Below are 25,037 nucleotides of genomic sequence, written 5' to 3' on the forward strand. Positions count from 1 at the left end.
CCTTTTCTATTGAATACGATGGTATTATCAGAATTTATGCGTCGGCTTTGGGTTGTTCGGCTGGAGTTTCGACCCATTCAGCTACACGCGCGCCTTTGCCTTTGCGTCCTCTGAGATAGAAGAGTTTGGCGCGGCGGACACGCCCTTTTCGTACAACACTGATTTGTGCAATACGAGGGGAGTGGAGGAGAAAAATTCTCTCCACGCCAACACCATTGGAAATTTTACGAACTGTAAAGCTTGCCTGGATTCCGCTACCGCGGCGTTGTAATACTACGCCCTCAAAAGTTTGCAGGCGTTCTTTATCGCCTTCGATGACTTTTACCTGCACGGCAACCGTATCGCCGGGACGAAATTCGGGAATATCGGTACGTAATTGCGACGCCGTGTATGCACTCACTGGATTCATTGTTTCCTCCGTTATACGTGTATATTAATTATTTTTTTTTCGTTGTTTGATATACCAAATCCGGTCTGACTTTCCGGGTAATTTCTTTTTTCTTTTCTTCGCGCCATTGTGTGATCGCTGCATGATTACCGGACAATAATGCCTCAGGAACTTTCATGCCTCGATACTCGTCCGGGCGTGTGTAATAAGGACAATCAAGCAATTCATCCTGAAACGAATCTGTCAGAGCCGATATCGAGTCATGCAATGCGCCTGGAATTAACCTAATCGCAGCATCGATCATAACCATTGCAGGCAATTCACCGCCCGTCAACACGTAATCGCCGACTGAACAAGCGTCGGTAATCAGTTTATCATGGACGCGTTCGTCAATGCCTTTGTAGTGACCACAAATGAAGATCAGGCGTGTCTGCAATGACAATTCGACGGCTTTTTTTTGCGTAAAAACTTCGCCTTGAGGCATTGGCGCGATGATGCGTACATCCGATCCGACAAAGTCGCGTACATGGTTCGCAGAGCTTATTTCGGGCAAGCCGAGTAAATCTTCGATGCATGCAAAAATCGGATCGGCCTTGAGAATCATTCCGCCGCCGCCGCCGTAAGGAGTATCATCAATGGTACGATGTTTATCCGTCGTATATCGGCGAAGATCATGCGTTGTAATCGTTACCAATCCTTGTTTGACCGCACGCGCTATAATGCTTTGCGACAAAGGGCCGTCAAGCATCGTCGGAAAGGCGGTAATGATGTCAATCTGCAGCGCCATAAAAAATTTTAAAGAACATTAATCTAACAAACCGGGGATCACTTTGATCGTCACGGTCTTTTTTTTCGTATCGATTTTTTTTATAAATTCTTCAACAGCCGGAACCAGCTTTTTCGTGCCGTTACAATTAATTTCATATACTTCATGTGCCGGCATCTTCACGATATCACTCACTATTCCAACGGAATCACTGTTTTCATTAACCACTTTAAAACCAATCAAATCGGCAATATAAAATTCATCCGCCGGCAACTCATCCAATTCGCTTCGATCAATAGTAACATATCCTTGTGCATATTTTTCAGCATCGGTGCGATTGGTAATTTCCTGCAGTTTTATAATACCGCCTTGCGGAATTTTACGAATCGATTCAATATGCATAATATGAAACTGATCAAAACGATTGTGCACGTACACTTCAGTTTCTTTTTCCAGCGTCAAAATATAAGAATTGGCTGGAATAATTTTCAGTTCGCCTTTGATACCGTGGCTCCGCAAAATTTTTGCGATGGAAATTCTTGTTTTATTTTGCGAAGTCAAAATAGTTATGCGATTCTTTCAATCGCCTTTTATTCCAAAATCTCCAGCACGGCACGTTTACCGGCACGGGCGGAAGCGGCGGCCAGCAGAGTACGGAGCGCTTTGGCGTTTTGACCGCGTTTGCCGATCACTTTACCCAGATCGCCTTGACCGACTTTGAGTTCGAATACCGTTACGCGTTCGCCGTCTACTTCTGTGACTACGACTTCTTCCGGCTTATCCACCAGATGCTTCACGATGAATTCGATAAAGTTCTGCATCGCCATTCCTCCTTCAATTAGAGTTTACAGTTCAGTCGCAACTATCACGTTCAGAGAATCCAAATTCAAATTATTCGCTGGCTGCTGCTGTGCTGCCTTCCTGCTGAGGCTGGGTTTTTTTCTTTACCGCCTTGGTTTTTTTAATACGTTTTTCTGCGGCTTTTTTGACCTGATTGGCTTGCCATTTTTCCATTTCGGCTTGAATTTGTTCAGTAGTCAAACCTTTTGCGGTCAAACGCCATTTATGTAAAATACCAACTTTACGAAATAAGCTTTTAACGGTATCCGACGGCTGTGCGCCGCGCTGTAGCCATTTGATCGCTTTGGCTTCATCGACGTTCAATTGAGGCGGCGTGACAATCGAATTATAAGTACCAATTTTTTCGACAAATGCGCCGTTACGGGGTTTGGTCGAGTGCGCAGCGACGATTTTATAAAACGGTCTGTGCGTCTTTCCGGCTCGTTGCATTCTGAGCTTTAACAAGTGATTCCTCCGAAGTTAGTTTTTAATGAATATTAAAATAAAAATAATATATAAATGTTAATAACATACTACATGGGCTGTAAGTTTAATAAACTCAATCTTCATTAGCAAATATTTTTTTCGTCGACAATATGGTCACATCTTTCCGAATGGCATCATTTTCATCAGGTCGTTGGGATTCATTTTGCCCATTTTTTTCATCATTTTTTTCATATCATCGAATTGTTTAAGAAGCCGGTTAACTTCCTGAACAGAGGTTCCGCTTCCCCGGGCGATACGCATGCGTCTTTTACCATCTAAAATCTGAGGTTTAGAGCGCTCCATTTTGGTCATCGAAGAAATAATGGCAGTCATATGTATCATGACTTTATCGTCAATATTCAGATTTTTCATTTTGTTACCGAGACCGGGAATCATACCGAGAATACTTTCGAGAGAACCGAGCTTTTTGATCTGCTTCAATTGATCGGCAAAATCTTCAAGCGAGAATTCATTTTTTCGGAATTTTTCTTCGAGTTCTTTCGCTTTTTCAAGGTCAATGGTTTCTTGTGCTTTTTCGACAAGCGTTACGATATCGCCCATACCGAGAATGCGCGAAGCCATACGTTCGGGATGGAATTCCTCGATGGCATCCATTTTTTCGCCGGTGCCGATGAATTTGATCGGTTTGCCGGTAATACTCCGGATCGAAAGTGCTGCACCGCCGCGGGCATCGCCGTCGAGTTTGGTAAGAACAACACCGTTAAAATCTATGCGAGCAGAAAATTCTTTAGCCGTATTCACCGCGTCCTGACCAGTCATGCCGTCGGCGACGAATAAAATTTCAGATGGTGACGTTTGTGTTTTGATCCGTTCGAGTTCCTGCATCAATGCGTCATCGATGTGCAAGCGTCCAGCCGTGTCGAGAATGATCGTATCTTTACTATGTTCGCGAGCATAAGCAATCGCATCGGTGCAGATTTTTACTGGATCGTTACTGCCGGCTTCCTGTGACGTATACGTCAGGATATCAAGCGACTGTCCGAGCACACGTAATTGATCCGCGGCGGCAGGGCGGTAGACGTCAGCAGCAACCAACATCGGATCGCGGCCTTTTTTGCGCAGATAGTTGGCCAGTTTGCCGCTCAAGGTTGTTTTACCTGAACCTTGCAAACCGACGATCATAACAACCGACGGCAGGCCTGAAAACTGAATCGGTGCGTTTTCACCACCCAGCGTGGCCACTAATTCATCATGAATAATTTTGACTAATTGTTGAGCCGGGCTGACGCTCTGCAACACTTCCTGACCAAGTGCGAGCGTCGTGGCTTTATCAATAAATTCTTTGACGACTTTGTAATTAACATCCGCCTCGAGTAAAGCAACGCGTACGTCACGGAGCGCATCCTGAATATTTTTTTCATTGATGGTGCTACGCCCGCCAAGTTTGCGGAATACATTTTCGAGTTTGCCGGATAATTCAGTGAACATTGTTTTATATTCCTGTTACTTCTCTACTAGCTTTGAGAGGCATTCATTAGTAATAATAATAGTAGCTGGCAACATTGCTCAATCTTTTTTCTTACGTTCTTCTCTGCGTCGATCCGCTTCTTTCAGAGTTTTTTTGCGGAGACGCATCGTCAGCGGCGTAATTTCGACTAATTCGTCATCGTTAATGAATTCGATATAATCTTCGAGGCTCATCGGACGAACAGGTTCGAGACGGACCGCTTCATCCGAACCGGATGCACGCATGTTAGTCAACTTCTTGCCTTTGCCGACATTGACGACGAGATCGTTTTCACGCGAGTGTTTGCCGACGATCATACCTTCATATACTTTCGTTTGCGGGTTTACGATCAATTCGCCGCGGTCTTGTAATCCAAATAGCGCATACGCGACGGTTTCGGTGTTTTCCATCGAGATCAAAACGCCGTTGGTGCGGCCGGCGATGTCTCCGCGATACGGTTCGTAACTGTGGAAAACGTGATTCATCACGCCTGTGCCGCGCGTGTCGGTAAGGAATTCACCACGGTATCCAATCAATCCTCGCGCCGGAATTAAAAATTCAATTTTAACCTGTTTATTGTCGAGGTGAATCAGGTTTTTCATTTCCGCTTTGCGTTTGCCGAGTTTTTCGATCACGACGCCCATATAATCTTCGGGTACATCGATCGTCAGATATTCCATCGGCTCGTTCCACTCGCCGTCAACTTTTTTCATAATCACTTCCGGGCGGGAAACCTGAAATTCAAACCCTTCACGGCGCATGTTTTCGATCAAAATGCACAAATGTAATTCACCGCGTCCTGAAACTTTGAACGTGTCCATGCTATCGGTATCTTCCACACGCAAAGCAAGGTTCGAAAGCAATTCTTTATACAACCGTTCACGCAAGTGACGTGACGTGACAAATTTTCCATCCTGACCGGCAAAAGGAGAGTTGTTAACCATGAAGAACATCGAGATTGTCGGTTCGTCGACGTGAATCGGTTCGAGCGCTTCCGGATTTTGCGGATCGGCGATGGTTTCGCCGATTTCAATCTCTTCCAAACCCGCGAGCGCTATAATTTCACCGGCATAGGCTGTTTCGATTTCCGTACGTTTTAGTCCTTCGAACGCATAGAGTTTAACGACTTTACCGGTATATTGTGTATTGTCTTTCTTAATGACAGTAACGTTTTGACCGGTTTTGACTTGGCCGCGCTGAATACGGCCTATGGAAATACGACCAAGGTAATCGGAGTAATCGATATTCGCGACAAGCATTTGAAATGCCGCTTCTTTATCGCCGGGCGGCAGTGGTACTCGTGACACGATCGTATCAAAAAGAGGTTCCATGTCTTGGTTTGGCTTGTCCATTTCGTATTGGGCAAAACCCATTTTTGCCGATGCATAAATCGTAGGGAAATCCAACTGATCGTCGTTGGCGTTGAGTTCGAGGAATAAATTGAATACTTCGTCCAAAACTTCGTGCGGACGCGCTCCAGGACGGTCGATTTTATTAATCACCACAATGGGTTTGCAGTTTGCAGCGAGCGCTTTTTTCAAAACGAATTTTGTCTGGGGCATTGGTCCGTCAAAAGCGTCGACCAGCAATAACACGCCATCGACCATCGTAAGGATGCGTTCTACTTCGCCGCCGAAGTCGGCGTGGCCGGGTGTATCGACGATATTGATCTTTGTTCCCTTATAACGGATGGACGTATTCTTGGCGAGGATCGTAATGCCGCGTTCGCGCTCAAGGTCGTTGGAATCCATCACGCGTTCAGCCACTTGCTGATTGGAACGGAAAGTACCGCTCTGACGGAGCAATTGATCTACAAGCGTGGTTTTGCCGTGATCGACGTGTGCGATGATTGCAATGTTACGAATATCGTCGCGAAGAATAGCCGGTTTTTCATTTTTCACTGGGACATCCTCAACCATAAAACTCCTAAAAAACTAACAAAATCAAAAAATTAGCTTATTTTTCAAAAGAGGGCGAAATATATACCAACAGGTATAGAAAAACAAGGTTTTTTATGATTTTTTTGAATTTGGAAGAATGAGGTGAAAGGAAGAATTGAGGATCAAAGCTGAAAATTAGTGGAGATTGGAAAATAAATTCAAGCAGGCGTTTTTATTGTTCCATTTAGGATGTTGTAAATGGTGTTTGAATCGCGAAAATTTGCAACTACTTACGCTTTCCTACTACTGATTCGATCGACACGCTGATGCTGGTTTCTCCTACAAATTGCTGGGGGCCGGAGTGGCGATAGGCTTTTACGCGGAGAATTTGGGAGCCGCTGAGCGACGCAATATTCCACACGAAATTGGCGGAGCTTCCTAAAGCTCTATCAAGTACGACGTTGCCGACAGCAAAAGTCATACTGTCGATATCGGTTGGCGTAGCTTGCGCAGCGACTGTAACCGCGCCAAGTCCTGCCGAAATAAACGCACCATTCATGGGGTTGGTAATGATAACGACAGGTGTATTCTGTGCAATGACTTCGACGGTATCGGTGCGCGACGTACTGCGTCCGGATTCATTAGTTACGGTAACGCGGATAGGATAATTGCCGGCGACAGCAGGCGCTTTCCATAAGATCGTTTCGCCGGTCGTACTGCCGATGAATGTTCCTTGGCTAAAATTATTCCATACGTAACTGATGTCTTCGTCATTAAGATCACGCGCTTCGACGGTGATCGACGTCGTATCGTTGACGAGGATAGCCGGCGGATCAATCGTGATACGATCAATGACCGGTTTTTCGCTGTCTTTGCCAAGGTTGCCGAGCTTATCGCAGCCCAAAAATCCGACACAACTGATGATCCATAATATTTTTTTCAACATAGCCGTTTTCATTGTTTAGCCGCTTGTAAAATTTGTTTGGAAACATTGTCTTTCACGATCATGGCAACGCCAACATCTGACGGGGTGTACTTTGCGCCAAGTGTGACCGTTTGTGGATTTAATTCGAAAACTTCTTTCGCACCTATGTTCGTAATGGTTATGGGCAAAAGGACATCGCGTACTGTGAAATTTTTCAGATCGCCATTATTTTGATAAACGATAAATTCGACGGATAAATTGCTGATACTTGTTTCTCCAAATCGAGCGATGCGTGAATTAATAGTGAGGGTGTTACCAGAAACGGATTTTTCAAGTTCGCAATACAGCCTGTTTTTCCGGATCGTCATGGTATCAAGATAGGCTTCGTAGCGGGCTTTGGCCGCCGTTTTAGAGGACGCGCCTTGTGCTGAATTTTGTTTACCGTTAAAAAACACATGCGGGAAACCTCGCGGAGTGTTGTCGCGATATTGATTGTACCGAACTGTATCCTCAGGGAGATAGTATTCATCGGTATTTGCCGACAGGTATGGCGGCATGTGATATTCGAGAATGATCATTTTCTCGCCATATTTTGAAACCAATTCGTATAAAGCATCCTGAGAATTTTTTACTGGATCAGGAACGGTTCCTGCGTCAGTATAATGCATGATAAAATTTTCGACGACGACGATCTGATCGGCTTCCGCGTCGGGATTTTCAGGATCGAGCGGATTAACGTGATTGAGATCTGCACACGCAACACTAAGCGATGTCAATAACAGTACAAAACGTTTCATAGAATTCCTCAAAATTTGATCGACAAGTCGATGCCTGCCGATCGGCCAGGTGTAATCACAGGTTGCAGAGCAAATGTGGTTTTGCCCGCAATGGATTCCATTGCAAGTAATTCAAGATCGGATGATTTATTTTTGATAAGGGCGTAGATATATGCTCCGAGGGAGACCGCCGTAGCGCCGGCCAGAAATCCACCGGTTTTATTCCATTTATTTGCTTTATCGTAATTATCTTGAATTCCTTTGAGGGTTTGTCCCGATGCTTTGTAATCGTCTTTGAATTTTGATGACTGTTTGTACGCCAAGCCTGTTCCTGCAGCGAGCATAACCGTTGATAAAAACAGTGGCATCGTTGGCGCGCCGCGCAATGAGATGCTTTGAATTTTGCTACCTTCGCCGGTGAGTTCGAATGCGATATTTTGTGCGAGCAAGCGGGCACCGATAGAAACATGATTTTTGGAAGGAACGATGGCTTTTTCACCGATCACGCGGCCGCTGCTGATTTGCGTCACGGCAACGTCGATTCGTAATTTTCCTTCCGATTCGCTGATGTCACCGGTTATAAGATAGTCGGCGCCGAGTAAATTACCAACCTTGGCTTGTTTGTCTTTATCTTCGGCCAGATCAGTTAACACAAAATCCTGTTCACGCATGACATCGTCGATACGGCGGCGTTCAACGATCACGAGCGATCGTTTCTGTGAAAGCTCTGTCTGAAGCTGGGTAGGGAAGGAACGCACCACGTCATCGAGATAAAATTTTTTTGATGTGCTGTTAAAATCGAGAACGGCAACCACAGGATTGGAATTCTGAGACCACGTAAGAGCGGTTCCGGTGAGCAAGAGGAAGAACAATGATTTCATCGGATTACAAGTTAGGAGTTTAAAAAAAACAGCTGACTTTTTATAACGTCATCATACATAAAGTAAATTAAAAAAATTACAGCTAAAAAGCACCTTATAATTAACCAAATCTTAAAAACCACCAATATAGGTATTTATTTGACCATAATTTTACTTTTCCAACCATAAAAACCGCCCGAAAGGATGGCTACCTCCCACCCTTTTTCAGGTGTATATTTTGTAAAACTCCTTACTGAACAAATCTTATTTCTGACAAATCTTTTTCCGAACAAACCTTTTTCTCAACAAATCTTTTTCTAAACAAGTTAATCTTTTACTAAACAAAAAGGTGCTCACATGAAAAGAGTGTATTGTCTACTCATTTTTACATTGTCTTTCTGCTTTCCTGTGCAGGCTCAGGACGTTTATACATCCATTGCTAACGGCAATTGGAATGGAGGCGCCGCGGTATGGAGCGTGGTACGTGACGGCAATAATACGAACGACAATGGGGCTTCGCCCGGAATCGGAGGAACGAAGACCAATGACATCGTTATCATCAATGGCGGCCGAACGGTTACTTTCAATGCTTCTGTTACTGTCGACAGTATTTCAATCGGCCAAGGCGGTACGAGCGGGACGCTGACTTTTGACGGTACTTCCCGCAATCTGACGGTTAATGTCGGGCTTGGTATTCAGTCAACCGGCGCCATAGGGACGACTGATTTAATCAATCACAATCTCTATATCAAAGGTCGCATGTATAATGCCGGCACGGCCGATTTTAACAGGAATACTTCGTCTTCCGTACGATTACATTTTTCCGGCAGCGGAAAAATGGCGATTACCGGCGAAGGCACGTGGGATCTGGGTGAATTGATTTTTGAGTCGGCTGTTTCAGATTCGATCCTTCTTCGTTCGACCACTTTTTCGAATGACGTCGGCGTGGCTAAATCCAGTCCGGTTTATCCGCTCATCACTTACACCGGCGGCATTATCAGCCATGAAAGTGCAGGCAGTTTTATCGATAATAGCACTACAGGCACGCTCAGTTTGCCGGTCGCGGTGACGCTCAATATCGTCAGGGGTACTTTTCAGATTTTTAACACAGATGCTAACAATACTCTCAACGTCAACGGCGCCGTCAAAGTCAACGGCGGAAATTTTGCTGTGGGCGGTACGGGCACAGTGAATGACGGCTGGTCTCAGAGAATGGTCATTACGGCAGGAGGGAGTTTTACGATGAACGGCAGTTCATCGACGGCCTCGGTGCTTGAAAGACTGCAAATTGACAATGGCGGAACTTTTACCATCAACGACGGGGTTTTCGAATTAGCGCCTACTTTGATCAATGCTAATACAGGCATTTCACACCTAGCTAATAGTGGTGCGATCACCGTGAATGGAGGTGAATTCAATATCATGAGCAACGCTACAATCCTTAACGGAGTTACAGGGAACATAGTCTTGTTGGGATCGGGGGGGTCATCATACTGCCGTGTCAACGGAGGCAATGTCAATGTTGTTAGAAATATTCCGGCGATCTCCGCGTCGGTCGCTCCAACGGTGATTGCTGCCACCGCCTTGGTTATTGACGGCGGTAATCTGAACATAGCGCCCAACCTGACGTCTAAGAGTGGATCGACTCCACTTTTTTTGGCGAACCGGGTCGATATCAAAAACGGATTGATTCGAATTGCCTACAATCCGGGATTTACTTCCTATCCCTTCAATGCGCCGCTTTTTGAGTCGTCGAATTTACAGGTTGGAGATGGCGCCGGCGCCAGCGAGACGGCTTCACTGATCGTAGCCCCCAATCTTGCAAAAGTTTTACCAACGCCCACCAGCATCGATATCGTGCGCATCTCTAATCTCATGCACGTCGAGTCGGACGGATTGGTACGTATCGGCGGAGGCAATACGGGTAATTTATCCCTGAACACTTCGGGAGATTCGTTGATCATCAATGGCGGCAGTTGTTATATCCATGCGAATCTTTCAATGCCGCAAGGTACCAGCAATGATGTCTTTATTGAAGTCAGGAGTGGCAAATTGGATATAGGTACGGCGCAGAGCAACGGTACCAATACGATACTTTTCGATTTGGATCGGACCGGAGGAATTTGCCAATTGCTCATCAGCGGCGGCGAAGTCAATGTGGGCGACGGCAGCAGCGTACTGGCTCTGGCCGGAGGAAGTAACAATAATCCAACCGGCTTCAGTTTTTACAACGAAATTAACATTTCCGGCGGCCAATTGAATCTGAACGGAAGCTTTTATCTCGGCGGACGCAGTCCTGCTGCAGCAGGAGATTATAGCCAACGCCTCATCATGACCGGCGGCGAATTCAATATCAATCCGCAAGGGTTTCAGAATACATCCGGTACGACAGTTGTGTGCAATCTGCGGCGCGGAGCCGTCAGTCTGAGCGGGACCAGTAAATTAGTCATAGTCAATCCGAACGTTAACAGCGGCGGCGACGGTACATCCACCGGCCTTGCGTTATATATCTCTAACATCTCTTTCATTGGCCAGATCACATCAAGTGACTTGTTGAGCGGCCCCGGCGACGGCGCCGCTTTTGTAAGCAGCTTTGCCGGGGGGCATATCGCTTTTGGAAATGGGATTGCCGCTAATAGCGGTTCGCAGGACGGATTCGACGCCGTGATGAGCAGTAGTTATACGTATGGGACGATGACCGTTAATAATCCTGCCGGCAATAACCGTCATGTGACGTTGGTAGGCCAGTTAGATAATCAGACTATTACAATTAATAATCTGAATGTCATAGCGGGCGCCTTGCAAGCCGGATATAAAAATACCACTTCTCCGTACAGTGTGAACAGATTGAACACTTACGTGACCGGATCCAATCTGACTTTAGGATCGGGGAGCGAATTCAAAATTGCCAGCGATGTCACGAGTCCGTCCGATCCTTTTCCAGTCTATTCGACCTACTCAATCGACATCAACAGTACGATCAATTATGTGTCACCCATACCTTCGGGTGTACAGATAGTCAACGGGAGAGGACAAGCGTTCGGTCATCTCACGATCGGCGGATCCGGCTCTCGTCAAATTACTTCAGCTAATATCGTACGCGGAGTTTTCCAAATGGATGGCGGTTCGGTCGATATCGGCGCGAATCTTACATTGGCCAACAATGCGACCTTCCGCCGTAATGGCACCGATACCGAAGGCATTATCAGTGCAGGAACGATACAACAAGGCGCCGGAAATATCTACACCGTGGAATATACAGGCGTATCCAAAACCATACAGCCTAATGATTTCAGCGGTTCACAGAAAAAATCACTTAAGGTAGACGTCAATTCCAATCAAACGTTAACATTGGAAGCAGCTCATGCCGTTGATGATCTGACGTTATCTTCCGGAACTTTTTCGGATAACGGCAATGTATTGACTGTCAACAAAGGCATCAGCGGTAGTGGGGCGCATACGGGAAGCGGGAAAATTTTATTGAGCGGAGGGGCTTCGTTCCATCCGATTACCGGAACGGCTCAAATTCAAAATATAGAGTTGAACGACGCGTTCGGGTCTGTCTTGACCTCAGGCGCTTCTCTAACGATCAATGGCACTCTGACATTGACATCCGGACTATTCGACATCGGCGTGGAAAAACTGACGATAGGTTTGTCCGGAACGGCCGCTGGTTCTTTTAATAATACCAGAATGATTAAAATGAGCGGCGTCGCTTCCGCCCAAGGATTGACCAAATACAGCCAGGCCGGCGTGACGTATACGCTACCGGTCGGCGTCGGTTCAAAATACACGCCGGTTACGGTTTTTCTTGAAAATGCCGTCGGCAACGGGCCGATTACTGTCCGGGCTGTCAATAACAAACATCCTTACACGCAGGATGCCGCCAACAGGGAACTGAATTTTTTCTGGCGGTTGAGCAGCAGCGGCATTACTGCTACTAAGGTGGACTATACTTTTACTTATAATGCGGGCGATGTTACCGGAACGGAGGGAAGTTATGTTGCGGCATTGTATCAATCCGATACGGGCAATTGGATACCGGCTTTCACCGGGAGTTCGATCAATACCGGTACGCACCAGATTATTGTGAATGACGCTCCTTACTTAGAAGGCGATTTCACGGCCGGTGAAGCGAGCGAGTTTGGTACGATTACGACGTACTACAGCCTTGGCGGAAATTGGAATACGCCGGCTTCGTGGAGTACGATCGGTTTTGGCGGTGCAGCCGCCGGCAGCGCTCCTTTGGGCGGTTCCCGTGTGCTCATCGGGGATAATAGAACCATCACTGTGTCGGCGGAACTGACGGCATCGGTTCCGTCCGTTGAGTTAGCAGGCGGTTCGACGTTGCAATTGCAAACGGTGCCAGCGGTGACATCGTTTGGCGAAGCATCGGGACAAGGCACAGTCATAATCGAAAACAGCAATTTTCCACTCGGTGACTTTACCGAATTTCTCGGATCGGCCGGCGGAACGATTGAATACAGCGGAGCCGGCAGTTATACGATTCCAGCGTCTACCGTCGTCTATCGTCACATGAAAATCAGCGGCGGCGGAATTAAAACGCTGCCCAATGCCAATCTAGCGATCGCGGGTAATTTTTCGATAGCCGGCGGAACGCTGGTACAACTGAGCAGCGGCGCCAACGGAAATCTCACGATTAAAGGTAGTCTCAAACTTACCGGCGCATCGTCGACCTTGCGGTATATGAATGGTACCGCGCGCTCGGTTACCGTCGACAGCAACGTCGTTCTCAATGCCGGAACGGTATTTGACGTCGGCAATAGCGCAACCGTGAGCAATACGTTGGCCATTGGAAGCAATAGTTCCAATGCCGCCGGGACGGGTAATCTGACCAACACCAATGGAACGTTTAAAATGCTCAATGGTACCGGCATCGTCGACGTTACTTTCGCCGGGTCGCAAAATTCGTCGATTACCGTACCGGCGGGCGGCTCCAGTACGACGATTTTCAATCGCTTGACAGTTAATAAAGGCGTCAGCTATAATTCCGTGCTGGACGTTGTGTGCAGTAACACTTCTGTGGATGCATTTAAAATCAGCGGGCCGACGAATGTCATCAATAAAGCGCTGAGCATTCGAAACGGTACTTTTAAATTATCCGCCGCCAACACCAATGGAACGGTTGACGGAGTCAGCTATGCGATCGATCTCAGTACGTTGAACGGTAATTTCAGCATTCCGGCGACCGGCGGCCTTTCCGTGGCGGCGGCTGCGATCGTACTTTCCGGGCCGGATGACATCGATCTTCGGGGATTATTGGAAGTTTCAGGAACGGGAAAAATATACGTCGGCACACAGCCCGATGGTGATGTTCAAAACAGTATTATCTACAGCGGAAGCCAGGCAAAAATTTTCGCGAGCGGCGCCGGTTTACTGCAGGTCGGTTCCGGCATCACTGCTGCTGCTGGAACAGTCGCTTTAAATTACACTCAATCCGGCGGTACGGTGACCGTCGGCCGCTATTCGTCCGAAGCCGGCGGTATATTCGAAATTTCATCGCACGCCAACAGTGCGTTTATTATGACGGCTGGAAACCTGAATATCGTGCGAGGAGGGGGAGGAATTTTGATAAGAAATGTCACCAGTGCCATCACCCCGGGCGGCACGATTCAAATCGGTAATGCCGATACGCCGGTGAACGAAACATTTGGCTATACTATCAGCAACACCATTAATTTGCCTAATATTATCATCGGAGGCGGCTCGTATAACGGTACGGTGGGAGTAATTTCCGGTACCGGTCCGAACTTTGGATGGATCATTAGAGGTAATTTTACACTTAATCGCGGGACTTTCAGGACGTACAGCACAGCACCAAACTCTGACCCGGTTCCATTATCAATTGCCGGCAATCTTGCGATTCAAAACGGTACGCTGGCTTTGGGTCAACCTGCGACGATGACAATAGGTGGAAACTTCACTCAAACCGGCGGGACATTTACTCCCAATGCATCGTCTGTACGTTTCAATGGCAATACGACCCCGCAGGTGATCGATGTCGGCGGCTCGCTCTCGCTGAACAGCATTGACATCAGTAATACGGCTCCCGGCGGCGTGGTACGCTTAGCGGCCGGCACGGATCTGCTGGTATCCGGCAGTTGGGCGACAACATCTGGAAATTTGGATGCGGGGACCAATAATCCTAAAGTTACTTTTATCGGGACGTCGACGTCATTCGTCAACGGTGCCACTTCATTTTACGATCTGGAGATCAAAAAAAATTCCGGCGTTAATGTCAATCTCAGTAGCGGATCCATAACGGTTGGCAACATACTGACTTTAACGACCGGCGTGTTAAACCTGAATGACAACGCTTTGATCCTTACAAATACTTCTACCGCGGCCATTAGCGTCACCGGATCTTCCGGAACGGATAAAATTATTCGCACCTCCGGAACGGCGAACGCCTTAGGCGTGACAAAATATTATTCCGATATCATGACCGGCAGTTTTACATTCCCTATGGGTACTGGAACGATCTACACGCCCGCTACATTAAACGTCACGAATTTAGGTACTGGCACCGTGACTCCGAAAATAACGGTCATCCCTATCGCAATACGTCATCCGATTGTTACCAGTACGAGTGCGATGGATTATTATTGGAGCGTCGACATGACCGGATTCGGCGTCGGAACTGCGGTCAGTCATCAATATGTTTGTCCTGTCTCGATTGCTTTGAATAGTTCCGACCAGGGCGGTTTTTACAGCCCGGTCAATTTTGTTTGGACGACCAATGCAGCCTACACGCTGACATCGGACGCGATTAATCGCACGGTCGTATTTAACAATCTGACGCCGGGATATTTCGAATATACGGCTGGTAAAGCGGTCGATCCCAATGGCGCATTTAATGCCGTTCAGGTGTATTATAGCCGTCAGACCGGTGATTGGAATACGGCTGGGACATGGTCTCAGTCCGGTATCGGCGGCAGCAATTGCGGCTGCGTTCCGACCGCCGGGCGCCCGGTTGTGATCGGCGGTAAGCATACTATTACGCGCGCCAGTAACGGTATTTCCATCGGCGCCCTCACTTTCAGAAATGATATTGTCGGACCCGGAGTGTTGGATTTAGGCTCGACGACCGGTCACAATCTTGGCATCGTCCGCGGCAGTGGAGCCGCCGGAGATAAAGGTACGATTAAGCTGTCGACAGCTACGATTCCGACGGGGGTCTTCGGAAATTTTATTGCGGCAGACGGCGGTACCTTCGAATACTCTGGCGGCAGCCCGATTTTATTATCCGGTACCTTCACAACTTACAATAATCTTATTTACAGCGGTGCGTCGACAGCGACGCTGTCGGGCAATCTCACGATACGCGGCGATGTGACGGTCAGCAGTGGTACGCTGGATTTATCCCGTACTGCTAACCGTGAGTCGTTAGGCGGCACGTTCACTATCGCCGATGGTGCGACGTTGTTCATAAGCAGCAGCAATTCACAGCCGTCCAATTACGGCGCTTATGTCTTTAATCCCGCCAGTACGGTGAACTATAACAGTCTTTCCAATCAAATTGTCAGCGCACAAACTTACGGCCATCTTGTTCTCACGAATAATGCCATCAAAACTCTTTCCGGCGCAACCATTGTCCGCGGCAATCTTACGCTCAACGCTAACGCCACACTCGACGCAGCTAATTATAATCTCAACATCGGCGGAGACTGGAATGCCGGCACGAACAGCCGTCTTATCCCCGGCACCGGTAACGTGACTTTCGACGGCACGGTGAGCCAGAATTTCACGCCCGCGGCGTCTTCCCGATGGAGCTTTTATGACCTGACCATCAATAACGGTAATCAATTGATTGCGAATTCCGGTGGGTTGATCGACACCGTATATCATGCTCTTAATTTGACCAACGGCAGTTTCGATCTCAATGGTCCGGAAGCAACGGATAATACATGGATCATTCAAGGTACCGTCAATGGCGCCGGAACGATTATCGGTTCAGCTTTCTCGAATCTGGAATTTACAGGCAGCGGTAAAGTGGGTACGGTTACGTTTGCCGGCGGCGGCCAACAATTGAAGAACCTTACAATGAATCGTTCCGTGCTGAATGATTCACTAAGACTGGGTTCGAACTTGACCGTCTCCGGAACCCTTACCTTGACCAAAGGCAAGATTCGAATCAATTCTCCGAATGTCCTCACGATTGCCAATACCGGCAGTATCTCTGGCGGTAATGTGAACAGCTATGTCGATGGGGTGTTGATTCGCAATCTGAATGTTGGGGCTCTGACAGCCAGTACCGGTTACTTCCCGATCGGAGCGTATAAAAAATTCCGCCCGATTACGCTTTCGGGAACGGTCGACGTCGGAGGCGCCAGTGTGCAAGCCAATATGATCGACGCGAGGACGCCGAATGAACTCAATAAAGAAGCCACGCTCAATAACATTTTATTTATCCATTATTTCGGCATTCATCAATTATCCGGCAATATCAGCAATGCTGCGGTAACTTTAAGCTTCAACACGAATGCTCCAGCCGATCCTACGGATGATGATGTGCACGTTACAAGTCCAGCTAATTTACGGATAGCGCGTTCGACGGGAGCGGGCGGCGGATGGTTTTGGACTGATGCCGGCGGAACAGGAGCTTTCACGGTCGCACCGGCCGGTGCGACAACATCGGCCATTACTACGCTTGCGAATCCCAGTTATTTTACATTAGCCAGCGCGACCGGTGATCAGACGTTGCCTGTAGAGCTTGCTTTTTTCAACCTTATGCAACAAGAGAATAAAAACCGTTTGGAATGGAAAACCGAAAGTGAAGCGGATAATGCTTATTGGTTAATTCAACGTGTGGTATTGGACGAAGCAACTGATGACAGCGCTTCTATTGCTCAAGCGATTGAAGCAGCTGACTTCACAACGATCACTACGATCAAAGGACAGGGCAGCAAAACATCGGCAACCGATTATGTTTACGACGACGCCGGAGCCGAGCCTGGAAAAATTTACGCGTATCGTCTGGCGGACGTTTCTTATAACGGCGTCATAACGTATCATGAAGCCAAAGCAGCCGCGATGGAACTGCCGAAACATTTCGAACTTTCGCAGAATTATCCCAATCCGTTTAATCCCACTACGACGATCAAATTCCAATTGCCTGTGCGCTCCAAAGTGCAAATCAAAATCTATAACATTTTGGGACAAGAAGTGTCGACGCTGGCCGACCTGGAAATGAGCGCCGGATTTCACGCCGTGCAGTGGAACGGATTGAATCATGCATCAGCAAAGGCCGCCAGCGGTATGTATATCTACCGTCTTCAGGCCGTGAGCTTAGAAGGCAAAGAACGCTTCAATAAAACAAAGAAAATGATGCTGATCAAATAAAGGAGTCAAAAATGAAATGGATGATGATTGCGATTATGCTGTGTTCAGCACCGGTATTCAGCCAGGGAATAATGGATGCCTATATTCGATGCTATGAAGAAATGGGGAACGAATGGCTTGCGTTGGAAATTGTTGTCGAAAAAGACCAATTGGACATACGCCACTGGAAAATTGAATACCGCGATTCCTCGGAACAACTTATGCTCCGGACGTTTAAATTTTCAGATGATATCGCTTGGGAAAAAGTCCCATCCGGTACCATTATCAGGCTTACTCGTTTTGCCGAACTATCAGAGCCGGATGGAAATGAAATTAACGTCAATACCGGAGATCGGGGCAATTCTCTGGTGCAGATCAATCAATCGCAACAGCCGTTGTATTCAATCGGTTCAACGAGTATTACGCTGTATGATGCAAAGAAAGCAATGGATACAATTGTTCTGCGACCTGTTAACGAAAAATTAAATAAGTAATTATACTAAATTAGTTAAGGAGATTAAAATGGTTGAGTGTTGTATTCTTTTTGTGGCGGAGTCCATGGGACTTTTTTTGATCTGGCCTAAATTGATGGCGAAAAGAGCCGGATTTCATAACCGTGCTTTGTTAAAGGATAACCCTCATTTAAAAAAGTGTTATGAGGCTTGGCGTTGGACCGTACCCATTGCTTTTGCATTAACGACCATTGTGATGATAACTAATTATTCCGCATGGATAGAAATTGTCGAAGAACCTCTGGTATTCAATGCAACAGTATTTTTTGTGACGCTTATTATCAGCACGCTGATCGGTGAGGTTATTGGCGAATATTACAGATACTTGAAAGGCATTCGGTGGCATAAACGGTTTCAACAAAGTCGTCACTTCTGAAAAGTTAGTGCATCATCGATCTGAATTTGCTTGATGAAAGACTGGCCGCTTTAATTTTCTGAAGGCGAAGATTTGTTGAGGGAAATATTTTTTTGGAAATGAAGGATCGCTCAAACCGTATCGTAATGGTTTTTCCGAATCCGGTAAGAATGCAGTTCTAAAAATCCAATCCCATACGGCAAGCTTGGTCGAGAAATTTTTATTGTGTGCTTTTTCATTACCGTCGGAATGATGCCAGCGGTGCATTTCAGGACCATTGATGATCCATTGCAGTTTGCCGGAATGTACGTCAATATTGGAGTGGATGTACATGCCCCAGACGGCATCAATGAGTCCTTTGATGACCGCTATTTCCGGTGCAGCTCCGAGTAGCACAATCGGGGCGAATTCAATCGTTTGATTGATCAGAATTTCGAGCGAATGTGAACGTGCGCCGGAGAGCCAGTCGACGTCTTTGGTCGAATGGTGCGCTTCATGAAGCCGCCAAAGATAACGATTGGAATGCTGTAGGCGATGAAACCAGTAAATATAAAAATCGTGGGTCACGAAAAAGAACAGCCATTGAAGTCCCAACGGCCAGTGGGTTACTAATTGGAGCCGTGACCAATGGGTGTGGTGATCGATCCAATCGATGAGAAAAGAAATGACAAAACCGAGAATAAAACTTTGAACAAAATTGTACCAGATAAAATCATCGAAAAAACCTTCACGGAAAAATTTCTGTTGGGGTGAGTAAGGCCGAACGCGTTCAAGGATAATCAAGATCGATGCGCCAGTTATAATTCCGGCGAAACACAGGACCTGAATATCGGCAAGCGGCATATGTCAGACCGCTTCTTTCATCGATGTTTGGACTCGGCGTAATTTTTTCAAGGCGCCGGCTTCGCTGAGATAAACTTTCTTGACGCCGTCACCGAGCGCTTTTTCAATATCGCGGATGTCGCGAACGAGGTGATGCATCCCGATAATTTCAACGGATGCCGCCTGATCCGTGCCCCACATAGCGCGATCGAGCGTAATGTGACGTTCGACAAAAGCCGCTCCGAGCGCAACGGCCGACCATGTCGGCGACAAGCCGACTTCGTGGCCTGAATAACCGATTGGCGTTTCAGGAAATTTTTCCCGCAAGGTCAGGATCATTTTAAGATTTAATTCTTCGGGCTTGCAGGGATACGCCGATGTCGAGTGCGCAATTAACAGATTATCCGTTCCAAGTTCACCGACAGCGTTTTCAATTTCATCCATGGTAGACATACCTGTAGAAATCATGAGTGCTTTTCCAGTTGCTTTGGTTTTTTTAAGCAACGCAATGTCGGTGAGCGAAGCGGAGGCTGCTTTATACAGCGGAGGACTAAACTGATCGATAAATTCTACTGCCGCTTCGTCCCAGCAGGATGCAAACCAGTCGATGCCTTTTTCGCGGCAATAGCGATCGATTTCAGCATATTGTTCTTTGGTAAATTCCATACGATGCCGGTAATCGATGTACGTCATACGCCCCCACGGCGTGTCGCGTTCGATATTCCACTGATCTTTCGGGACGCAGAGTTCGGGAGTACGTTTTTGGAACTTAACGGCATCGCATCCGGCGAAGATGGCGCCATCGATCATTTTTTTGGCAATGTCGAGCGATCCGTTATGGTTGATTCCGATTTCTGCAATTACGTATACCGGCTCACTGTCGCCGATCCGGCGAGAACCGATTTGGATTTTTTGTCTTTCCGGCATGGTTGTCTCCTCAATTATAAAGTATTGAGTATAGGTAATGGAAAAAATTCATTGTTTCGAAGCAATGATCAGCTCGGCAAATTCCCGAAACGCGCCGTGGCCTCCGATATTTTCACAGATCGCATGAGCCACGCTTTTGGCCTGCGGCATGGCATCGGCTGGACAGCATGCTAATCCGACGCGGCGCATAATTTCGATATCATTAGTATCATCACCGATGTATGCACATTGATCGAAGCTGATATTCCAGCGGTGGGCGATCTGCCGAAGAACTTCTAATTTGTCTTTGATGCCTAGATGTAATTCGGCGATGTTTAACTTTTCAGCGCGGCGTTGTACTGAAGGCGAATTTTCACCGCTGATGATTCCCGTTTCAACCTGAACCAATTCCCGTAATCGCTGAACGCCCATTCCGTCTCGTACAGAAAATCTTTTAAATTCTTCGCCGCGATCGGAAAAATAAACGCCGGTGTCCGTGAGCACTCCGTCAACGTCGGTGAGTAAAATCCGGATCTGTTTAGCGCGTTGAAAAATTTCTTTCATGGCGAGTTCACGGTTTACCATGTGGTCCATCCTCCGTCGACGACGAGATTGGCGCCGGTCATATAGGCCGAAGCGTCGCTCGCAAGAAAGACGACCGCTCCGCGATAATCGTCCGGTTGTGCCATGCGTCCGAGCGGTGTGCGCCTGGAATATTCCCGGACAAAATATTCTTCCTGCATGTTTTCGACGCCGCCGGGCGTCAGTGTATTGACCCGAACATTGCAATGTCCCCAGTATGCCGCGAGAAATCTCGTGAAGGCAATCACCGCGCCTTTGGTGGCCGGATAAGAAGGCGACTTATAAAAAACCTGTTCGCCTTTTGGGTTGGCGTATAACGATTGATCCGGACCGACTAATCCGTACGTCGATGCGACATTGATGATACTTCCTTTGCCACGACGCGCCATTTCGGAGCCGATAATTTGTGAACAAAGAAATACACCGGTAACGTTAACGTCCAAGGATTTTTTCCACATATCCATTGAATAATTTTCAAATTTTGAATAGAGCGCCGCTGCAGTTGGATTTTCAAACATATCGTTGATCGCGGCATTATTCACAAGAATATCCACAGAGTCGAATCGTCCCAAAATTGCGTCGCGTAACCGTTGAATGTCACCTGGATTCGTTACATCTGCACGCACACCGATTGCTTCAGGATTTAATGAAATAGCAAACTCATTGCATTTTTTCTGATCTACATCACACACAACGACGTGAGCTCCTGCATCGGCTAGTGCGATACAATGTTGTTTCCCGAGTAGTCCCAGAGCACCGGTAACAACGGCTACCTTGTTTTTTAATGGAAATGAATCAGGCATCAGGCTGTTTTTGCTTTAGGTTTCATGTTGAAATTGGACGTTTTCCGGAAAACAGGCTCAACCGGCTCACCGCGTAAATATTGGCGGACGTTATTTTCATTTACCGCTTGTTTTAAAATTGGCAATACTTCAGCATACGTTGACAGGGTATGTGCAATGTCCGCGTCATTGTGCGAAAAGCTAAGGTTATGAAAGCCGCTCCATAAAATTCCTCGCTTGATGAATTCCTGTTGAATAAGGGATTTCATTTCGAGAGGGTTACCGGCTTTGCCGTCAAATGTTACCATACTTCGGCAATCGGCGCCGATACATGAAGTATAATTCATACCAAGGTCACGAATAAGCTGATTATAACCGTCTTTGATTTTTTTGCCTTGAGTCGCCATGTATTGCGGAACATTTTTGAGACGAAGTTCTTCGATAGTGGCTTTGGCTGCGGCGAGCGAGAGTGTTTCACCACCGAATGTTGTGAAAAAGAAAACGTCTTTTTCACACAATTGCATAATGTCCTTGCGCCCGCATAACACTGACAATGGCATGCCGTTGGCGATGGCTTTTGAAAAACACGCGAGATCGGCATGAACGCCGAAATGTTCCTGCGCACCGCCCACAGCCAGTCGAAACCCTGTCCACATTTCGTCAAAAATCAGAAGCGTTCCGTTGGTTTCGCAAAGGCGTTTCAATTCATGAAGAAAATTATTACGCGGAAATTCGAATACCATTGGTTCGAGAATCACGCAAGCAGTGTCATCATCAAGCGCTTCTTCGACTGAAGCGGGATCGTTATAATTGAATGTGTAAGTCAGATCCGACGTTACAGCAGGAATACCTTTGTTGCGGTCTGTGACGCCGATATACCAGTCATGCCAGCCATGGTAACCGCAACAAACAACTTTATTCCGCCCTGTAAAAGCGCGCGCCAATCGTACAGCCGCACTCGTCGCATCGCAACCAGTTTTGCTGAATCGTACCGATTCGGCTCCCGGTACGATGCTACGGATTATTTCAGCCACTTCAACTTCGAGCGGATGCATCATCGAAAATGTAATTCCATCTTCTAATTGTTGGCGGATTGCGTGATCGACTTTATCATACGCGTATCCCAACGAAATCGGGCCGATGCCCATATTGTAATCGATGAATTCATTACCGTCTACGTCCCAGACATGCGCGCCTTTTCCTTTAACGAGATATTTCGGCGCAACGCCGTTGACATATTGTCCCGGACCTTTGGCCAGTGTTTGCGTATAAGCTGGAATCAATCCTGTTGCTCGGCGAAACCATTCATCCGATTGCCCGATGCTCGGGTAGTTGCTGTTGAAAGAAATAGTATTAGGCATAGTTTTAATTGTTTTGAGTGAAACGCTGTTTCACTTTTATAAATATTTTAATAGTGCGCTAATGACGGAATGGCGAACGTTTCCGTTTCTGTTTTTTGAATTTCGATTTCAATTCTTTCGGCCAATTGTTTTCCGGTCAATCGTTCGTGTTCAAGAACATTATGCAGTAAAGCAGGTTTGAACCAGCGATGTTCAAACGCAATAGGGACGACGCGCGCAGCATGCACGCGATGCTTCAGAAACAGTTCTGCAACGATCGAATACAAACCGCCGGTGAGAAAATGATCTTCGATCGTTACGATCAACGGTGTTTCAACCGCCGCATTCAGAATTGCTTTCTCGTCAATAGGTTTCAGTGTTCGTAAATTGATCACACGTACCGATACGCCTTTGGATTCCAGAATATTCATTGCATCGTAAACTTGATTGAATAACGCTCCGTAGGTAAGCAAAGTGACGTCTGAACCTCGCGAAATGACTTCGGCTTTTCCAATTTCAAAACGCCGGTCATGCGTGTAAACAGATTTCAATGCATTGTAGCGGATGTAAAACGGGGAAGGGCTCTCGACGATCGTTTTTAAACCTACGATCATATCGTCTTCGTCTGCCGGGCAAAAAATATTGACATGAGGAATTCCCCGCATCAACGAAACGTCTTCGAGCGCCTGATGTGTTGGACCGTTGCCGTCGGATAAAATGCCCGGAACGAAACCGGTCATTTTTATTGGTAAATTACCGATGCCGATGTCGGTTCGTATAAACTCAAAAGCACGCAAAGTCAGGAAGGTTGCCAGGGCATGCGTGATGACCGTGCATCCGCGTAGGGCCAAGCCTGCTGCAGCTCCGATCATCGTTTGTTCCGTAATGCCGGTATCGATGAACCGAGGCCCAAGGACGGAGGGTAAGTTTCGGATCGGCGCGCGGTTTTCGGCCGTCATGATGACATACCGGTCATCGTTTAAGGCGAGTTCTTTGAGAATGTCTTCGTAAGTCATGAATGGGATAATTTTCTAAATAAAATTGTATGTGTAATACTGACAAAGTTACAATTTTATATTAGACGATTATTGCCTGTAGGTTAGAAATTGTTGAACGTTCCGTCACCGGAGTGTTAAATGATTAACGTGCGACAATGGTTTCTGAGTGTAGCGAAGCACGTTGAGAGGTGTGAAGTTCCGAGAGTAATTGTTCAATTTCGGAATGAGAGAAATTGCAAAACCAACGATCGGCGCGTGCTTCGATGCTGGGTAATCCTTTTCCACGGACGGTTTCAGCGATAATGACGCTGGGTTTAGATTCGCTGAGAGGAAGGTTTTTGAATGCACTTTCCATATCTTCAAAATCATGACCATCGATATTCACTGGAACGCATCCAAACGAAGAAAACTTGTATTCCAATGGTTCCATCGGTATGAGTTCTTCTGTCCGCATATTGGCTTGAAATAAATTACGATCGACAACGATAACAAGGTTGTCGAGTTTGTAGGCGTGAGCAACGAGACACGCTTCCCAATTGGAGCCTTCGTTAAGCTCACCATCGCCGACGATCACAACGACACGGTTGGATCGATTGCGTATTTTGCAATCAAGTGCGACACCAACAGCCACGGGAAGCAAGTGTCCGAGTGATCCCGAATGAAATTCGACACCGGGGATATTTCTGTTTGGATGCCAGTAAATTGAATCATTGGTTTGAAGGTGGTGATCAAGCCGTTCGCGTTCCAGCCAACCCATCTCCACGAACATGCCGTACAAAGCGGGCACATCATGACCTTTGGATAAAAAAAGATAATCCCGGTCAGGGCTTTGAAGTCTATCTTTTGAAATATTGAGAAATTTTGAGTAGAGATAGACAATCAGATCGACACATGATAGAGACGCACCGATAAAACATCCGCCATTCGTCGCCAAACGAATGACATGTTCGCGAACATTCATAGCGGTAGTTTCTAAATCTTTTTTTACTGCAATATCCATAATTGTTTT

20 protein-coding genes are annotated in these 25,037 nt (G+C 46.8%); 3 read left to right on the plus strand and 17 right to left on the minus strand.

The window, feature by feature from the left end; genetic code table 11:
- Window positions 1–34: 34 nt before the first annotated feature.
- The 10 genes from rplS to K1X84_02720 all read right to left on the minus strand — a co-directional run bounded on the left by rplS (window position 35) and on the right by K1X84_02720 (window position 8,410).
- On the minus strand, window positions 35–409 hold the full coding sequence (gene rplS / locus K1X84_02675; GenBank protein ID MBX7150518.1) for a 50S ribosomal protein L19: 375 nt from the start codon (window positions 407–409) through the stop codon (window positions 35–37).
- Between the two features lie 28 nt (window positions 410–437).
- Entirely contained in the window at window positions 438–1,169 is a 732-nt protein-coding gene (gene trmD / locus K1X84_02680; protein MBX7150519.1) for a tRNA (guanosine(37)-N1)-methyltransferase TrmD, read from the minus strand.
- A gap of 24 nt (window positions 1,170–1,193) precedes the next feature.
- Window positions 1,194–1,715, minus strand: a complete 522-nt coding sequence (gene rimM / locus K1X84_02685) for a ribosome maturation factor RimM (protein MBX7150520.1) — start codon at window positions 1,713–1,715, stop codon at window positions 1,194–1,196.
- A gap of 29 nt (window positions 1,716–1,744) precedes the next feature.
- On the minus strand, window positions 1,745–1,975 hold the full coding sequence (locus K1X84_02690) for a KH domain-containing protein (protein ID MBX7150521.1): 231 nt from the start codon (window positions 1,973–1,975) through the stop codon (window positions 1,745–1,747).
- A 70-nt stretch (window positions 1,976–2,045) separates the two neighbouring features.
- On the minus strand, window positions 2,046–2,459 hold the full coding sequence (gene rpsP, locus K1X84_02695) for a 30S ribosomal protein S16 (GenBank protein ID MBX7150522.1): 414 nt from the start codon (window positions 2,457–2,459) through the stop codon (window positions 2,046–2,048).
- Window positions 2,460–2,594: 135 nt separating this feature from the next.
- Window positions 2,595–3,929 (minus strand): signal recognition particle protein, encoded by a 1,335-nt coding sequence (ffh, locus tag K1X84_02700; GenBank protein ID MBX7150523.1) that lies wholly within the window; start codon window positions 3,927–3,929, stop codon window positions 2,595–2,597.
- A 78-nt stretch (window positions 3,930–4,007) separates the two neighbouring features.
- Complete coding sequence (typA, locus tag K1X84_02705) at window positions 4,008–5,867, minus strand: translational GTPase TypA (protein MBX7150524.1); 1,860 nt, start codon at window positions 5,865–5,867, stop codon at window positions 4,008–4,010.
- Between the two features lie 247 nt (window positions 5,868–6,114).
- On the minus strand, window positions 6,115–6,786 hold the full coding sequence (locus K1X84_02710; GenBank protein MBX7150525.1) for a PKD domain-containing protein: 672 nt from the start codon (window positions 6,784–6,786) through the stop codon (window positions 6,115–6,117).
- Window positions 6,783–7,550, minus strand: a complete 768-nt coding sequence (locus K1X84_02715) for a hypothetical protein (protein ID MBX7150526.1) — start codon at window positions 7,548–7,550, stop codon at window positions 6,783–6,785. The genes K1X84_02710 and K1X84_02715 overlap by 4 nt, the downstream gene beginning before the upstream one ends.
- A gap of 8 nt (window positions 7,551–7,558) precedes the next feature.
- Entirely contained in the window at window positions 7,559–8,410 is an 852-nt protein-coding gene (locus K1X84_02720; GenBank protein ID MBX7150527.1) for a CsgG/HfaB family protein, read from the minus strand.
- A 336-nt stretch (window positions 8,411–8,746) separates the two neighbouring features.
- On the opposite strand from K1X84_02720, the gene K1X84_02725 reads away from it, so the two are divergent.
- From K1X84_02725 to K1X84_02735, 3 genes are read left to right on the plus strand one after another with little or no spacing between them, the layout of a single operon-like run.
- Window positions 8,747–17,752, plus strand: a complete 9,006-nt coding sequence (locus tag K1X84_02725) for a T9SS type A sorting domain-containing protein (GenBank protein MBX7150528.1) — start codon at window positions 8,747–8,749, stop codon at window positions 17,750–17,752.
- Window positions 17,753–17,763: 11 nt separating this feature from the next.
- Window positions 17,764–18,225 carry a hypothetical protein gene (locus K1X84_02730; protein MBX7150529.1) on the plus strand — a complete coding sequence of 154 codons (462 nt, stop codon included), beginning with the start codon at window positions 17,764–17,766 and terminating at the stop codon, window positions 18,223–18,225.
- A gap of 28 nt (window positions 18,226–18,253) precedes the next feature.
- A complete protein-coding gene (locus tag K1X84_02735; protein MBX7150530.1) occupies window positions 18,254–18,619 on the plus strand; it encodes a hypothetical protein in 366 nt (121 codons plus the stop codon).
- A gap of 12 nt (window positions 18,620–18,631) precedes the next feature.
- On the opposite strand, the gene K1X84_02740 is transcribed toward K1X84_02735, so the two are convergent.
- The 7 genes from K1X84_02740 to K1X84_02770 all read right to left on the minus strand — a co-directional run bounded on the left by K1X84_02740 (window position 18,632) and on the right by K1X84_02770 (window position 25,028).
- Window positions 18,632–19,441, minus strand: coding sequence for a sterol desaturase family protein (locus tag K1X84_02740; protein ID MBX7150531.1), 810 nt, complete (start codon window positions 19,439–19,441; stop codon window positions 18,632–18,634).
- 3 nt (window positions 19,442–19,444) lie between these two features.
- Window positions 19,445–20,347, minus strand: a complete 903-nt coding sequence (locus K1X84_02745) for an N-acetylneuraminate synthase family protein (protein ID MBX7150532.1) — start codon at window positions 20,345–20,347, stop codon at window positions 19,445–19,447.
- A gap of 48 nt (window positions 20,348–20,395) precedes the next feature.
- On the minus strand, window positions 20,396–20,911 hold the full coding sequence (locus K1X84_02750; GenBank protein ID MBX7150533.1) for an HAD-IIIA family hydrolase: 516 nt from the start codon (window positions 20,909–20,911) through the stop codon (window positions 20,396–20,398).
- Complete coding sequence (locus K1X84_02755) at window positions 20,905–21,711, minus strand: SDR family oxidoreductase (protein ID MBX7150534.1); 807 nt, start codon at window positions 21,709–21,711, stop codon at window positions 20,905–20,907. Before K1X84_02755 ends, K1X84_02750 begins: the two co-directional genes overlap by 7 nt.
- The gene (locus K1X84_02760) at window positions 21,711–23,051 is read right to left on the minus strand and encodes an aminotransferase class III-fold pyridoxal phosphate-dependent enzyme (protein MBX7150535.1); all 1,341 of its coding nucleotides are present in this window, start codon (window positions 23,049–23,051) and stop codon (window positions 21,711–21,713) included. Before K1X84_02760 ends, K1X84_02755 begins: the two co-directional genes overlap by 1 nt.
- Before the next feature lie 47 nt (window positions 23,052–23,098).
- A complete protein-coding gene (locus K1X84_02765; protein MBX7150536.1) occupies window positions 23,099–24,046 on the minus strand; it encodes a transketolase in 948 nt (315 codons plus the stop codon).
- A 124-nt stretch (window positions 24,047–24,170) separates the two neighbouring features.
- The gene (locus K1X84_02770; protein MBX7150537.1) at window positions 24,171–25,028 is read right to left on the minus strand and encodes a transketolase; all 858 of its coding nucleotides are present in this window, start codon (window positions 25,026–25,028) and stop codon (window positions 24,171–24,173) included.
- Window positions 25,029–25,037 lie beyond the last annotated feature (9 nt).

The sequence above is a fragment of the bacterium genome, from assembly GCA_019695335.1.
Classification (GTDB): domain Bacteria; phylum CLD3; class CLD3; order SB21; family SB21; genus JABWBZ01.

Coding starts and splice junctions, on each gene's coding strand:
- rplS (MBX7150518.1), bottom strand. CDS start 409: ATGAATCCAGTGAGTGCATACACGGCGTCGCAATTACGTACCGATATT.
- K1X84_02690 (MBX7150521.1), bottom strand. CDS start 1,975: ATGCAGAACTTTATCGAATTCATCGTGAAGCATCTGGTGGATAAGCCG.
- ffh (MBX7150523.1), bottom strand. CDS start 3,929: ATGTTCACTGAATTATCCGGCAAACTCGAAAATGTATTCCGCAAACTT.
- typA (MBX7150524.1), bottom strand. CDS start 5,867: ATGGTTGAGGATGTCCCAGTGAAAAATGAAAAACCGGCTATTCTTCGC.
- K1X84_02710 (MBX7150525.1), bottom strand. CDS start 6,786: ATGAAAACGGCTATGTTGAAAAAAATATTATGGATCATCAGTTGTGTC.
- K1X84_02715 (MBX7150526.1), bottom strand. CDS start 7,550: ATGAAACGTTTTGTACTGTTATTGACATCGCTTAGTGTTGCGTGTGCA.
- K1X84_02720 (MBX7150527.1), bottom strand. CDS start 8,410: ATGAAATCATTGTTCTTCCTCTTGCTCACCGGAACCGCTCTTACGTGG.
- K1X84_02725 (MBX7150528.1), top strand. CDS start 8,747: ATGAAAAGAGTGTATTGTCTACTCATTTTTACATTGTCTTTCTGCTTT.
- K1X84_02730 (MBX7150529.1), top strand. CDS start 17,764: ATGAAATGGATGATGATTGCGATTATGCTGTGTTCAGCACCGGTATTC.
- K1X84_02735 (MBX7150530.1), top strand. CDS start 18,254: ATGGTTGAGTGTTGTATTCTTTTTGTGGCGGAGTCCATGGGACTTTTT.
- K1X84_02740 (MBX7150531.1), bottom strand. CDS start 19,441: ATGCCGCTTGCCGATATTCAGGTCCTGTGTTTCGCCGGAATTATAACT.
- K1X84_02745 (MBX7150532.1), bottom strand. CDS start 20,347: ATGCCGGAAAGACAAAAAATCCAAATCGGTTCTCGCCGGATCGGCGAC.
- K1X84_02750 (MBX7150533.1), bottom strand. CDS start 20,911: ATGGTAAACCGTGAACTCGCCATGAAAGAAATTTTTCAACGCGCTAAA.
- K1X84_02755 (MBX7150534.1), bottom strand. CDS start 21,711: ATGCCTGATTCATTTCCATTAAAAAACAAGGTAGCCGTTGTTACCGGT.
- K1X84_02760 (MBX7150535.1), bottom strand. CDS start 23,051: ATGCCTAATACTATTTCTTTCAACAGCAACTACCCGAGCATCGGGCAA.
- K1X84_02765 (MBX7150536.1), bottom strand. CDS start 24,046: ATGACTTACGAAGACATTCTCAAAGAACTCGCCTTAAACGATGACCGG.
- K1X84_02770 (MBX7150537.1), bottom strand. CDS start 25,028: ATGGATATTGCAGTAAAAAAAGATTTAGAAACTACCGCTATGAATGTT.